At 69.7% G+C, this 12,656-nt stretch carries 13 protein-coding genes; 6 read left to right on the top strand and 7 right to left on the bottom strand.

Translation table 11 applies throughout. The features are described 5' to 3' along the window. Positions 1–33: 33 nt before the first annotated feature. From FBZ90_RS21470 to FBZ90_RS21445, 6 genes are all read right to left on the bottom strand, one after another. The gene (locus tag FBZ90_RS21470; protein ID WP_145735036.1) at positions 34–1,464 is read right to left on the bottom strand and encodes an MFS transporter; all 1,431 of its coding nucleotides are present in this window, start codon (positions 1,462–1,464) and stop codon (positions 34–36) included. 81 nt (positions 1,465–1,545) lie between these two features. Further along, a complete protein-coding gene (locus FBZ90_RS21465; protein WP_145735035.1) occupies positions 1,546–2,904 on the bottom strand; it encodes a multicopper oxidase family protein in 1,359 nt (452 codons plus the stop codon). After that, entirely contained in the window at positions 2,901–4,322 is a 1,422-nt protein-coding gene (locus FBZ90_RS21460) for a TolC family protein (protein WP_145735034.1), read from the bottom strand. The genes FBZ90_RS21465 and FBZ90_RS21460 overlap by 4 nt, the downstream gene beginning before the upstream one ends. After that, on the bottom strand, positions 4,319–4,567 hold the full coding sequence (locus tag FBZ90_RS21455) for a hypothetical protein (protein WP_145735033.1): 249 nt from the start codon (positions 4,565–4,567) through the stop codon (positions 4,319–4,321). The genes FBZ90_RS21460 and FBZ90_RS21455 overlap by 4 nt, the downstream gene beginning before the upstream one ends. A 73-nt stretch (positions 4,568–4,640) precedes the next feature. Beyond that, entirely contained in the window at positions 4,641–5,036 is a 396-nt protein-coding gene (locus FBZ90_RS21450; RefSeq protein ID WP_145735032.1) for a hypothetical protein, read from the bottom strand. A 62-nt stretch (positions 5,037–5,098) separates the two neighbouring features. Continuing rightward, positions 5,099–5,290, bottom strand: a complete 192-nt coding sequence (locus FBZ90_RS21445; protein WP_145735031.1) for a DUF3008 family protein — start codon at positions 5,288–5,290, stop codon at positions 5,099–5,101. Between the two features lie 200 nt (positions 5,291–5,490). On the opposite strand from FBZ90_RS21445, the gene FBZ90_RS21440 reads away from it, so the two are divergent. The 6 genes from FBZ90_RS21440 to FBZ90_RS21415 all read left to right on the top strand — a co-directional run bounded on the left by FBZ90_RS21440 (position 5,491) and on the right by FBZ90_RS21415 (position 10,390). After that, positions 5,491–5,646: a DUF3309 family protein gene (locus tag FBZ90_RS21440; protein WP_145735030.1), complete on the top strand. Its 156-nt coding sequence runs from the start codon at positions 5,491–5,493 to the stop codon at positions 5,644–5,646. A 54-nt stretch (positions 5,647–5,700) separates the two neighbouring features. After that, positions 5,701–5,976 (top strand): hypothetical protein, encoded by a 276-nt coding sequence (locus tag FBZ90_RS21435; protein ID WP_145735029.1) that lies wholly within the window; start codon positions 5,701–5,703, stop codon positions 5,974–5,976. Between the two features lie 122 nt (positions 5,977–6,098). Next, complete coding sequence (locus FBZ90_RS21430; RefSeq protein WP_145735028.1) at positions 6,099–6,356, top strand: hypothetical protein; 258 nt, start codon at positions 6,099–6,101, stop codon at positions 6,354–6,356. Between the two features lie 237 nt (positions 6,357–6,593). Continuing rightward, on the top strand, positions 6,594–7,934 hold the full coding sequence (egtB, locus tag FBZ90_RS21425; protein ID WP_246130649.1) for an ergothioneine biosynthesis protein EgtB: 1,341 nt from the start codon (positions 6,594–6,596) through the stop codon (positions 7,932–7,934). Next, positions 7,931–8,899, top strand: coding sequence for an L-histidine N(alpha)-methyltransferase (gene egtD, locus FBZ90_RS21420; RefSeq protein ID WP_145735026.1), 969 nt, complete (start codon positions 7,931–7,933; stop codon positions 8,897–8,899). Before egtB ends, egtD begins: the two co-directional genes overlap by 4 nt. 123 nt (positions 8,900–9,022) lie before the next feature. Next, positions 9,023–10,390, top strand: a complete 1,368-nt coding sequence (locus tag FBZ90_RS21415; RefSeq protein WP_145735025.1) for a GntT/GntP/DsdX family permease — start codon at positions 9,023–9,025, stop codon at positions 10,388–10,390. A gap of 153 nt (positions 10,391–10,543) precedes the next feature. Here the strand turns inward: FBZ90_RS21415 and FBZ90_RS21410 are convergent, their stop codons facing one another. Continuing rightward, a complete protein-coding gene (locus tag FBZ90_RS21410; protein ID WP_145735024.1) occupies positions 10,544–12,589 on the bottom strand; it encodes a M3 family metallopeptidase in 2,046 nt (681 codons plus the stop codon). Positions 12,590–12,656 lie beyond the last annotated feature (67 nt).

The following is a 12,656-nucleotide window of genomic DNA, read 5'->3' as shown; positions in this document are numbered from 1 at the left end:
CGTTATGCGAGTAAAGTGAAAATCAATGCTTCGTTAACGAGCATTTGCAGCAGTGTGGCCGCTCACGCCCCGCCCGGCGTCCGGCGCCAGTCTCCAGGCGTCATACAGGCTGAACAGCACGGCCGCGCCCATGACCAAAAAGGCGTTGCGGAAGTCGATCAGGTCGGCGTGCCCCTGGGGATGACCCCGGAGAAAGGCCCCCAGGTTCAGCGCCAGGGCGCCCGCGACCACACCCAGGCCCGAGGTCAGCTGCCCCAGCATGGCGGCCAGCGTGTTGGCTGCCGACACCTCCTCCTTGGGCACGTCGGCGAACTGGATGGTGCTGATGCTGGTGAACTGCATGGAGCGGAACAGGCCGCCCAGGAACAGCACCACGCCCACCACCGTCTTGGGCGTGGCGGGCGTGAACAGGCCGCACGCCGCCAGCGACAGGGACATCAGCACCCCGTTGGCCAGCAGCACTCGGCGAAAGCCGAAGCGGCGCAGCACCTGACTGGTGACCAGCTTCATCGCCAGGTTGCCCGCGAAGATGCACAGCACCAGGGTGCCGGACTGGAAGGCGTTCAGGCCCAGCACCGTCTGGAACAGCAGTGGCGTCAGGAAGGGCACGGTGCCGATGGCGACGCGCTGCACCGACCCGCCCCAAACGGCGACGGCGTAGGTCGGCAGGCGCAGGGCGTCCAGCTTGAACAGGGGTGCTGGATGGCGGCGGCAATGGCGCACCGTCAGGACCGCCAGCGCCAGGCCCAGGCCGACCCCGGCCATGGCCTGGAGGGGCGCTCGCGATCCCTGGCCCACCGTGTCCAGGCCGAAAACCAGGGCCACCAGCGCCGTGCCCGACAACAGGAAGCCGCCAAAATCCAGCGGCCGCGCGCCGGCCGGCCGTTCCTTGGGCACCCAGGCGATGGTCAGCGCCAGGGCCAGCAGGCCCAGGGGCAGGTTCAGGAAGAAGATCCAGGGCCAATCGACGTAGGTGACGATGAAGCCGCCCAGCGGCGGCCCCAGCACCGGCGCCACCAGGCCCGGCCACACGGTGGTGCCGATGGCCCGCATCAGGTCCTTTTTCTCGGTGATGCGCAGGATGATCAGCCGCCCCACCGGCACCATGGCGGCCCCGCCCAGGCCCTGCAGCACGCGGGCGGCGGTGAAGCTCCACAGGCCTTGGCTCAGGCCGCACAGCAGGGACGACAGCGTGAACAGGGCGATGGCGCCGCCGAACACGGTGCGCGGCCCCAGCCGGTCGGCCACCCAGCCGCTGATGGGGATGAACACGGCCAAAGCCAGCATATAGGCCGTCATGCCGATGTTCATGTCCACCGGCGCCACGCCGAAGGTCCGCGCCATCTGCGGCATGGCGGTGGCGATGACCGTGCCGTCCAGCAGTTCCATGAAGAAGGCGCCGGCCACCAGATAGGTGACGGCTTGGGCGTGGCGGCCCCGGGCGACGGCGGGACTGTCGGTCATGGAGGGGAACCAGGCGGGAACCGGGAAGGGGGACGGGGCCGACTATGGCGCGCCGTCCCGTCCCCGTCCCCTGCTTTTAGCTCACCCCACCTTCCAGGCCATAGTACCCTTGGGCACCCGGTACCAGCCGGGATCGCGGTAGTCGGCGGCGACCTCGTCCCGCACCTTGATCACCGTCACCATGCCGCCCATGTCCAGGCCGCCGTAGGGGCCGGTGCCGGTCATCATGGGCGGGGTGTTGGCGGGACCGGGCATCATGCCGGCCATGGGGCCCATGTCGCCCATGCCCCGTTCCCCCATGGGCATGTAGCCGGGCAGTTGGGCGCCCAGGCGCCGCGCCACCTCCCCCTGGCTGACACCCAGGAAATTGGGGATGTCGTGGCCCATGGTGTTCATGGCGTGATGGCTCTTGTGGCAGTGGAAGGCCCAGTCGCCCGGGTTGTCGGCCACGAACTCCACCGTGCGGGTGGTGCCCACCGGCACCTGGATGGTGGTTTCCGGCCAGCGCGCGCCCTCTGGGATCATGCCGCCATCGGTGCCGGTCACCCACATGTGGTGGCCATGGATATGCATGGGGTGCTCATGCATCGACACGTTGCCGATGCGCAGGCGCACCCGCTGCCCGGTCTTCACCACCAGATGCTCCACGGCGGGGAAGACGCGGCCGTTGATGGTCCAGGTGTCATGCTCCAGCATCACCGCCGGGTCGGGGCGCGAGGTGCCGGGGTGGATGGCCCAGGCGTGCAGCATCATGGTGTAGTCGCGGTCCACCTGGCCCACGGCCGCGTCCTTGGGGTGGATGATGAACATGCCCATCATGCCCACGGCCATCTGCACCATCTCATCGTAATGCGGGTGGTACATCTGGGTCCCGTGCTGGCGCAGGGTGAACTCATAGGCCCAGGTTTCCCCCGGTGGGATGGGCGGTGCCGACAGGCCGCTGACCCCGTCCATGCCCGAGGGCAGCAGCACGCCATGCCAATGGATGCTGGTGGCTTCGGGCAGCTTGTTGGTGACCAGGATGCGCACCCGGTCGCCCTCCACCGCCTCGATGGTGGGGCCGGGGCTGCTGCCGTTGTAGCCCCAGACCTTGACCTTGAAGCCGGGCGCGAACTCCTGCTCGAACTCGTGCGCCGTCAGGTGGAATTCCTTGACCCCGTCCTTCAGGACATGGGGCAGGGTGCTGCCGTTCAGGGTGATGGTGGCCGGGCGGTCGGTGCCGGGCACCCGCTTGGGCGGACGCGGCGGCGTGACGGATGCCGCCACCGCCTTCTTGTCCATGCCCATGGTGCGGGCGGCGGGTGCCGGCGCGGCCGGGCTGGCGTGATGCGCATGGTCCTGCGCCGCTGCCGGCGTGCCGCGCAACAGGGCTCCGGCTCCCCCCAGCAGGGCGGCGGACTTCAGCAGCTGGCGGCGGCCCCAGGGTAGATGACTGGTCATGACGGGCCTCCCGGCTGGGCCGCTTCATTGGTGTTGGACGGGGGAATGGTCTGTCGGCCGCCGGCCAGGCGGATCAGGTCGCCGTCGGCCAGCCAATAGTCGCGCACCGCGTCGATATAGCGGCGGTAGGCCGTCAGGCGGGCCTGGCGCGCGGCCATGACCTCGAACGGGCTGGTCAGCATGTAGTTGTATTCGGCCATGCCCAGACCGACCAAGCGGTCCTGCAGGGGCAATACCGTGTGCAGGTAATGGTCCGCCAGGTCGCGGGCGCGCACCAGGCGGTCGCGCGCCTCCCGCGCTTCCGACCGCAGGTCCACGGCTAGTTGCAGGGTGCGGCGCGCCTCCTGCCGGTACTCGGCCTCCGCCTTGGCCACGGCCGGCTGGCCCTGGTCGAACAGCGGCAGGGCCAGGGTCAGGGAGGGGCCCAGCACCAGGGAGCGGTCGGTCTCCCGCTCACCGCCCACGCCCAGCTCCGCGTCCGTCCACAGGCGGCTGGCATCCGTCAGGCCCAAGCCCGCGGCCTTGGCCGCCGTCGTCCGCCGGGCTGCTGCCAGCTTCAGGTTTCCGGCGATCACCGTCGCCTCCACCATCGTCAGGTCCGGCTCGCGCGGCGGCAGGGGCGGCAGGTCGCCGTCGACGCTCCACCGCGCCTGCGGCCCCCACAGCCCCATGAGGCGGTTCAGCGTCTCCCGCGTGGCCGTGACTTCGCCGGCGGCGTTCATGCTCTCCGCCCGGACGTCCTCCAGGACCGCCTGCTCGGTGGCCAGGCGCCGCTCGCTGACATTGCCGGCCTGGTGCAGGCGGACCATCAGGTCATAGGCGGCCTGGGCCGCCTCCAGCGCCTGGTCCAGGGTCCGCGCCTCCTCCAGGGCCGCGCGATGGCGCAGGTAGGCGGCGCGGGTTTCCGCCGTCAGGTCCAGCACCTCGGCGCTGACGGTCAGCTTCACCTGCTCGAACCGCTCCGCCGCCACCTTGCGCCGGGCCGGCAGCCACAGCAGGTCCAGGAAATTGGCGACCACGCTGAAGGTCAGCTTGGGCGGCTCGGCGCCGCTGTTCTGCCCCTTCAGGGGAAACTCGCTGGCCAAGGACAGCAGCGGGTTGCGCAGCAGCCCCGCCTGGACCAGGTCGGCCTGGGCCACACCCAAATCCTCGTAGGTCGCTTGCAGGCCGGGATTGTTCAGCAGGGCCACCTGCACCGCGCCGTCCGCCGTCAGCGGCTTTTCCAGCAGCGTGGCCACCGCCTTCGCCGCTTCCGCGTCGGCGGCGCTGTCCCGGTTCCAGGCCGCGCGCTGCGGCAGGCGATCCTCCAGCCGCTTCTGCACATCGGGAAAGCCGGCCTCCGGCGGCACGGTGGCACAGCCGGCCAGCACGCCCGCCATCACCAGCGGCGCCAGCCGCTTCATTGACCGCGCGCTCATGGCGTATCCCGTCCCTGGTGCTGGCCGTGATCCATGCCCGGCATGGCGGGCATGGGGGGCGCGTCCGCCGGCGGCTGGGTGGACAGGGGGGCGGTGGGGTGGGGCGCCGGACGGGACCAAGGGGTCGCCGGCGCGCCGGCGTCCGCCGCGCTGGGGCCCGGGCCGAAGGGCAAGGGGGGCGCCGTCATGGGCGCGCACCCCGTGGCGGCAGCCAGCAGGGCGGCACGCGCAAACATTCTGGGCATGGGAAATCTCGGGGAAATGGGAACCGCGGTCGCGTGGCGACGCCGCCGGGTTGGCTGAACCGACCCCGGGGCGTCAGGCGAAAGCGGTCGCTCTGGGCGGTCCCAAGGCCGGGGCCAGGGCCAGGCCCGCGCCTCCGGCATCCCCCGAGGGCAAGAGGACGGACTTGGCGGCGGAACGCCCCGCGTCCGGAAGGGGGGCGGGCACCAGCGCGCCCACGCAGGCGGCGGCGCACCCGGCCATGCCGCCGACGCAGCAGCAATCGGCGGCCTGATGGCAACCATGCGCGGCGGCGGCGACCGCCCGAGGGGTGGGAACGGCGGAAGAGTGCGCGTGCCCCTGGTGAGGGGTGGCCACCGCCATTTGGGGATGCTGCATGCAGTCGTGCGCCCACGCGCCGCCCGACCAGCCCGTGACCACGGCCACGAGGGTCAGGAACGCCAGCAGGAAGGGCAGGGACGACCGGATCATGCCGTCGACTATACCGTCCTCGGCGGCGCGGGCAAGCGTGAAGGGCCTGGTAGCCCGGAGGTTCAGCCCTTATCGCGCGCGTGTTCCGGCTTGCCCTTGCGCTTGGTGGAGGCCAGGTCGCGCAACTCCCCCTCGCTCATCGATTTTTCCATGGAGCGGGAGGCGCCCTTCAGGTCGCTTTCCTTGATGTCCCCCCGCTTGGCGGCCAATGCCGCCCCGGCGGCCTTTTGCTGGGATTTGGATTTGGCGGGCATGACGCTCCCTTTCGTCGAAGTGCAAGGCCAATGGGAAATCAGGCCCCTGTCGCCTTTGTTCCACCCCGGCTCAGGACCGTTGGCGGGCCCTCTGGGAAACCTGTTCCGGGGCGGTTCCGGAGGCGGGGTGGGAACAATCGACCGCCGCCCCGGTTGAAAAGGCCAGCGACTAACCGCGCAATCCTGTTGGGGAGGCTTTCATGATCGGAACCATCCTGTTGGTTATTTTGGTCCTGTTGCTGATTGGCGCGTTGCCCAGTTGGCCCTACAGCAGCGGCTGGGGGTATGGCCCCAGCGGCCTGCTGGGCCTGGTGCTGATCGTCGTGCTGGTCCTGGTGTTGACCGGCAGAGCGTGACCGAGGCCCTGCCCCCGAACCCGTTTCCCGTCCAAAGCGCTGCCTGAGGGCAAGATGACAAATCAGGACATCGGTCGCCTGCTGGGCGACGTTTCCAGCCATTTTGAACGACCCCATGACATCGTCGTGTCCGACCAGTTCACGCGGGAGCAGAAGATCAACCTGCTGCGCCACTGGGAGCACGACCTGCAGCTGTTGATGGTGGCGTCGGAGGAAAGCATGACCGGCGCGACGCCCGGCCAGACGGCGGAACAGATGAAGGCGGTCTGCGACGCCTTGTCGGCGCTGGAGGGCCTGCACCGCCCCGGTGGGCCGGCCAAGGTGGGCTGACGGCCAGTTGCTGTCACGGCCCCAAGCCATTCGGTCGGAACCATCAGGGGCTCAATGGGGTTTACCACCATCGGGCCCAACTTCCGGATCCCGTTCCCGGAGATGATAAGGAGAGCAAACCCATGGCGAGCATGAGCATCGACGACGTGACCGGCAAGGCCTCGGACATCGCGGCGGATACCGCCGCCGCCGCCAGCAAGGTCGGACGCACCGCCTACGACGCGGTGCGGGAAGGCGCCTATGCCGCGGCCGATTTGGCCAAGGCCAAGGGCGACCAGGCCGTTCAGGAGGTCAGCACCCGCGTGGCGGCGCGGCCCTTGACGGCCATCGCCCTGGCCGGTGCCGCCGGCTTCATCCTGGCGCGGCTGTGCAGCCGCTGATCTTTCCCATGTTCGGCGACGGCCCCGGTATTCCGGGGCCGTTCGCTTATGTCGGCGGGTCCTTCTATCTGGTTTGGGGCCTATCTGGTTTGGGGAAGCGTCGGTCCCGGGCGTTTGCGCGCTCTGCGTGCAATATTCGGGGCCGCAGCCATGGTCAACTGACGCTGACTCTGCCACCCGGGGTCCCGCCACCCGGGCCCCGCCACCAATAATGCACCACCAAGGGGGATGACATCCGTGCCTACCGCCGCCCCGGTCCCCGCCGACACGTCGCCATCGGTTGGGGCCCCGACGCCCCTGCCAGGTCTGCCGCCCACCGGGCACCGCCGGCACGTCGACCCGCAGGCGCGCTATCGCGCCGTCAGGGAGGAGACGGTGGCCCGAACCCAGGGACTGACAGCGGAAGACCAGACCCTGCAATCCATGCCCGACGCCAGCCCAAGCAAATGGCACCTGGCTCATACCACCTGGTTCTTCGAGACCTTCCTGTTGACGCCGTTGGTGCCGGGGTACCGGGCGTTCGATCCCACGTTCCGCTACCTTTTCAATTCCTATTACGACGGTGTGGGCGAGCGGTGGCCCCGCGCGGCGCGCGGCCTGCTGTCCCGCCCCACGGTGGCGCAGGTGATGGCCTATCGTGACCATGTCGACCAGGCCATGGGTGCATGGTTGTCCGGGGGCATCGACGCCCACGCCGCAGCCTTGCTGGAACTGGGGTTGCAGCATGAGCAGCAGCATCAGGAACTGATCATCACCGATATCAAGCATGCGCTGCTGACGCACCCGTTCCCGCCCCCCGTCTTTCCGCCGCCCACTCCGGTGGTGGCCCCTGGGGTCGATGACATCGTCTGGCGGGGGATGCCGTCCGGCCTTTACGCCGTTGGCAGCGCCGGCGGTGGGACGGACTTCATCTTCGACAACGAAGGACCACGGCATAAGGTCTGGCTGGAGGCGTTCGAGATCGCCGACCGCGTCGTCACCAATGCCGACTATTTGGCCTTCATGGAGGATGGCGGTTACCGGCGGGCGGACCTTTGGCTGTCCGATGGCTGGGCTGCGGCGCAGGCCCAAGGCTGGCAGGCGCCCTTGTATTGGCGGCGGGGGGAGGAAGGGGCCTGGCATGTGGGCACCCTGTCCGGCGTCCGCCCCGTCGATCCCAACGATCCCGTCTGCCACATTAGCCATTACGAGGCCGACGCCTATGCCCGGTGGGCGGCGGCGCGCTGGTCCGGCGCCCGCTTGCCAACGGAGGCGGAGTGGGAAATCGCGGCCGGCGAACCCGTTACGGGCCCCGGCACGGCCCACGCGGACGACGACAGTTTCCACCCTCGCGCCGTGGCCGGCTTTTACGGCGACGTCTGGGAATGGACGGCCAGTCCCTACACCGGCTACCCCGGCTATCGCCCGCCCGAGGGTGCCATCGGTGAATACAACGGCAAGTTCATGAGCGGCCAGATGGTGCTGCGCGGTGGCTCGCGCGCCACGCCGGCCGGCCATATCCGCAAAACCTACCGCAATTTCTTCCCGCCGGCCGCGCGCTGGCAATTCTCCGGCATTCGACTTGCGAGGACGCCATGATCGTGACGGACGTGATCGACCGTGTGAGCTTCATGGACTTTGAGCCGGCCGCGGCCAGCTTCCGTGACGATGTGCTGGCGGGCCTATCGCACCCCATCCGCCGCATCCCCTGCAAATACCTGTATGACGCCACCGGCGCCGCCTTGTTCGAGCGTATCTGCGAACTGCCGGAGTATTATCCGACCCGGACGGAACTCGGCATGCTGCGCCGGTATGGCGAGGAGATCGCCACCTTGGCGGGGCCGGAGGCGCAGGTGGTGGAATTCGGTACCGGCGACGGCCGCAAAAGTCGGCTGCTGCTGAACGCCCTGGACCGCCCGGCCTCTTACGTCTCCATCGACATTTCGCGCGACCAGTTGATCCGCGAGGCGGCGGCGCTGGCGCTGGACATGCCGCAAGTGGAGATCACCGCCGTCTGCGGCGACTATACCCAGCAGACCCTGTCGCTGCCCACCATCGGGCGGCGGCGCATCGGCTTCTTCCCCGGGTCCACCATCGGCAATCTGACGCCGGTGGCGGCCACCGCCTTCCTGGCCCGCTGCGCCCACCTGTTGCCGGGTGGCGCCATGCTGGTGGGCGTGGACATCCCGAAGGACATCTCCGTGGTGGAGGCCGCCTATAACGACAGCGCCGGCGTCACCGCCGCCTTCTCGCTGAACCTGTTGGCCCGCATCAACCGCGAGCTGGGCGGCACCTTCGACCTCTCGGGCTTCCGCCATTACGCCTATTTCAACGAGGATCAGTCGAAGATCGAGATCTTCCTGATCAGCCAGCGGGAACAGCGGGCCGCCGTGGCCGGCCGCTTCTTCCATTTCCGGGCCGGCGAACGCATCCACATCGAGGATTCCTACAAGCTGTCGCCCGCCACCTTCCAGAACATGGCGCGGGCCGCCGGGTTCGAGCCCACCAAGGTCTGGGTGGATCCGGAGGGCCTGTTCAGCCTGCACTGGCTGTCGGCTCCATAAGGTTAAGGGAACCGGTGGACAAAAGCGCTTCCGCCAACGAAGCTCCGGTCCGGGAGTGAACAGCCTGGAAGGATAAGCGATGGCATTGGGCGGTACCGGTCCCCGATCGCGCGGGGCGACCGCGTGCTAGGCGGCGATGTTTGGCTGATCCTGGCCGCGGGCGGCTGCATAGTCTTGGCCGTGGTCCTCATCATCCGGCTGAAGCTGCATCCCTTCCTGGCGTTGCTGTGCGCGGCGTTGGCCCTGGCGGTGGCGCGGGGCATGGCGCCGGATCGCGCCATCGGCGCCGTGCAGAAGGGTTTCGGCGACATCATGGGCGGGGCTGGCCTGGTGGTGGCCCTAGGCCTTACCCTGGGCACCATGCTCCAACTGTCGGGTGCCGCCGCTTCCCTGGCCGGGGCCACGGTGGGGGCGGTGGGGCCGCGCTGGCGGCCCTGGGGCTGCCTGCTGGCCTCGCTGGTCCTGGGCCTGCCCCTGTTTTTCGAGACGGGGGTCGTCCTGCTGCTGCCCATCATCGCGGCGCTGCCCCTGAGGGGGGGCCGTGGGAGTGGCGACCGTGACGGCCGACAGCATTTGCGGCTGATGCTGCCGGCCCTGGCCGGTCTGTCGGTGCTGCACGCCCTGGTGCCGCCCCATCCCGGGCCCATCATCGCCGTCGACCAATTGGGCGCCGGCGTCGGCCCGACATTGGTGCTGGGCGTGCTGCTGGGCCTGCCCATCGCGGTGCTCGCGGGGCCGGTGTTCGCCGGCCTGATCGTGCCCCATGTCGCCGCGTCCCATATCACCGGTGGCACGACGGGCAAGGCGTACCCTACGCCGTTGCCGTCCCCTTGGGTGGCGCTGGCCGTCGTGCTGCTGCCGGTTGTGCTCATCGCCGCGAAGGCGGTGCCAGCCCTGGGCCAGAACCCTGTGTTGGCCCTGCTGGGGGCGCCGCCGGTGGCCTTGCTGCTGGCCAATCTGGTGGCGCTGGCGGTCTTTTTCGCGCCCCGGCGCGGCCGGTGGAACGGGGCTCATGGGGATAGGACTGTCGTCGATTGGGATGCGCTGTGGCATCAGGCCATGGCCCCGGCGGCCGGCATCCTGCTCAGCATCGCCGGTGGCGGCGCCTTCAAGCAGGTGCTGGTGGAGGCCGGATTGGCGGACACCCTGGCGCGTATCGCCCAGCAGGGGGCGGTCTCACCCATCGTGCTGGCCTGGGGCATCGCCGTGCTGATCCGCCTGGCCACCGGCTCGGCCACCGTCGCCACCATCACCGCGTCGGGCGCCTTGAGCGCCGTCGCGGGGACATCCGGGGTTGCGCCGGAATGGCTGGTGCTGGCTGTGGGCGCGGGGTCGCTGTTCTTCTCCCACGTCAACGACCCAGGCTTCTGGCTGGTGAAGAACTACCTGGGCCTCAGCACCGCCGACACGCTGAAGACCTGGTCGGTGATGGAAACCATCGTCTCCGTCACCGGCCTGATCCTGGTGCTGGCGGCCAGCCACCTGTTCTGACCTTGGCTGCAAGAAAGCCAATGGCGCGGGAATATTCTCGCGCCATTGGTAGCCCGCGACTGCGGGCGCCGGAGCTTTCCGGGGAGCGTAGCGGACTGGAAAGTGAGGAAGGCAAGCGGCCGGATGGCCGCGCCCGCCGTCTGAGGGCACCGCTTAAGCCGCCAGGCCGTAGCGCTTCAGCAGCGCGTCGTTCTGCGGTTCCCGGCCCCGGAAGGCGATGTAGCTGTCCAGCGCCGGGCGGGAGGAGCCCACGGCCAGGACCTGGGTGCGGAAGGCCTCGCCGGCCGCCGCCCTGTCGCCTTCCAGGAACTTGCCGAAGCCGTCCAGCGACAGCCGCTCCGCCCAGAGATAGCTGTAATAGCCCGCCGCGTAGCCGCCCGCGAAGATGTGGGTGAAGGCGTGGGCGAAGCGGTGCCACTCCGGCGGGGTCAGCACCGCCACCTCCGCCCGCACCCGTTCCAGCAGGGCCTGGATGCCCTGGGCGTCGGTGATGCCGGCGTCCAGGTGCATCTGCAGGTCGAACAGCGCGAACTCCACCTGGCGCAGCAGGGCCAGCGCCGCCTGGAAGCGCTGGGCGCCCAGCATGGCGTCGAACAGGTCGTCGGGCAGGGGCTCGCCCGTGTCGACATGGCCGGACATGGACCGCAGCACCTGCCGGTCCCAGGCGAAGTTCTCCAGCAACTGGCTGGGCAGTTCCACCGCGTCCCATTCGAACCCGGTGACGCCGCTGATGGAGGGATAGTCGACCTCGCTCAGCACGTGATGCAGGCAGTGCCCCATCTCATGCAGCAGGGTCAGCACGTCGCCATGGCTCAGCAGGCTGGGCTTGCCGCCGGCCGGCGGGGCGAAGTTGCAATTGAGGTAGGCAACGGGCAACTGCGTCCCGTCCTGGCCCTTCAGGCGGGCGCGGCACACCGCCATCCACGCCCCGCCCTTCTTGCCGGTGCGGGCGTACAGGTCCATGTACAGGCCGGCGAAGGGCACGCCGTCGCGCGACAGGGTGTAGTAGCGCGCGTCCGGATGCCAGACCGGGGCCGGCTGTTCCGCCAGGGTGATGCCAAAGACGTCGCGCAGCAGGCCCAGCAGGCCGTTCAGCACCCGGGGCAGGGGGAAGTAGGCCTTGACCTTCTGGTCGTCGACGTTGTGCAGGGCCTGGCGCAGCTTTTCCGCGACATAGCCGTTGTCCCAGGGCTGCAGCGTCGTGATGCCCAGGGTGTCGCGGGCGAAGGCCTCCAACTGCGCCTTGTCGGCCAGCGCCGGCTGGCGGGCGCGGCGGGCCAGGTCGCGCAGGAAGTCCACGACCTCCGCGCCTGAGCGCGCCATCTTGGTGGCCAGCGACAGGTCCACCGGGTCCTTGAAGCCCAGCAGCGCCGCCGCCTCCCGCCGCAAGGCCAGGATGGCGCCCATGCGCTCGCTGTTGTCCAGCGTTTCTGGCTTCAGGCCCTGGTCCGACGCCCGCGTGCCATAGGCGCGGTAGACGCGGGCGCGCAGGTCGCGGTTGTCGGCGTAGGTCAGGATAGCGCGCACCGACGGCTGGTGCAGGGTGACGAGCCAGCCGTCGAGGTTGCGCGCCGCCGCCAGGCTGGCCAGCATGGCCTTGTCCCCCGCCGGCACGCCGGCCAGCAGGGCCTCATCCGTGATGTGCTCCACCCAGGCCTCGGTCGCGTCCAGCACCGCGCTGCTGTAGGCGGTCTGCAGCCGGCCCAGTTCCACCTGCAGGGCGGCGAAACGGTCCCGTTCGGCCGGGGGCAGGGCGACGCCGCCCAGCTTGAAGTTGCGCAGGCTGAGGTCCACCAGGCGCCGCTCCGTCGGGCCCAGGGCCGATTGGTCCACGGCGGCGTAGGCGGCATAAAGCTCCGGGTTTTGCGCGACGGCGGAGGAATAGCCGATCAGGCGTTCCAGGGCGGCGGCGTGGGCGGCGCGCAGTTCCGGCGTGTCTGCCACGCTGTGCAGATGGCTGACGGTGGCCCACAGGTCGGACAGCTCCGCCTCCGCCGCTTCCATGGCGCGGCAGACGGCGTCGAAGCCGCGGTCGTCACCCGTGACGATGGCCTGCACCACGGCGTCGTGCCGGGCGATGGCGGCCTCCAGCGCCGGGGCGACGTGTTCCGGCTTCACCGCGTCGAAGGCGGGCAGGCCGGCGGGGACCAGCAGCGGGTTGTCGGCGGCGGCTTCCGGGGCGGTTGGGGCGATGGTCATGGATGCGCTCAAGTCCTTGATCTAAGACGGCGGATGTCGGAACCAGAATCCCATATGGGATGCCGCC

Origin of the sequence: Nitrospirillum pindoramense, assembly GCF_007827955.1 — a bacterium.
GTDB lineage: Bacteria > Pseudomonadota > Alphaproteobacteria > Azospirillales > Azospirillaceae > Nitrospirillum > Nitrospirillum amazonense_B.
The sequence above is the reverse complement of the archived record's forward strand: the minus strand, read 5'-3'. Positions and strand labels throughout refer to the sequence as shown.

Excerpts from the sequence above, each read along its gene's own strand:
- FBZ90_RS21430 (WP_145735028.1), top strand. The coding sequence starts at position 6,099 with ATGGCGAGCATGAGCATCGACGACGTGACCGGCAAGGCCTCGGACATC.
- FBZ90_RS21470 (WP_145735036.1), bottom strand. The coding sequence starts at position 1,464 with ATGACCGACAGTCCCGCCGTCGCCCGGGGCCGCCACGCCCAAGCCGTC.
- FBZ90_RS21440 (WP_145735030.1), top strand. The coding sequence starts at position 5,491 with ATGATCGGAACCATCCTGTTGGTTATTTTGGTCCTGTTGCTGATTGGC.
- FBZ90_RS21450 (WP_145735032.1), bottom strand. The coding sequence starts at position 5,036 with ATGATCCGGTCGTCCCTGCCCTTCCTGCTGGCGTTCCTGACCCTCGTG.
- FBZ90_RS21410 (WP_145735024.1), bottom strand. The coding sequence starts at position 12,589 with ATGACCATCGCCCCAACCGCCCCGGAAGCCGCCGCCGACAACCCGCTG.
- FBZ90_RS21460 (WP_145735034.1), bottom strand. The coding sequence starts at position 4,322 with ATGAGCGCGCGGTCAATGAAGCGGCTGGCGCCGCTGGTGATGGCGGGC.
- FBZ90_RS21465 (WP_145735035.1), bottom strand. The coding sequence starts at position 2,904 with ATGACCAGTCATCTACCCTGGGGCCGCCGCCAGCTGCTGAAGTCCGCC.
- FBZ90_RS21445 (WP_145735031.1), bottom strand. The coding sequence starts at position 5,290 with ATGCCCGCCAAATCCAAATCCCAGCAAAAGGCCGCCGGGGCGGCATTG.
- egtD (WP_145735026.1), top strand. The coding sequence starts at position 7,931 with ATGATCGTGACGGACGTGATCGACCGTGTGAGCTTCATGGACTTTGAG.
- FBZ90_RS21435 (WP_145735029.1), top strand. The coding sequence starts at position 5,701 with ATGACAAATCAGGACATCGGTCGCCTGCTGGGCGACGTTTCCAGCCAT.
- FBZ90_RS21455 (WP_145735033.1), bottom strand. The coding sequence starts at position 4,567 with ATGCCCAGAATGTTTGCGCGTGCCGCCCTGCTGGCTGCCGCCACGGGG.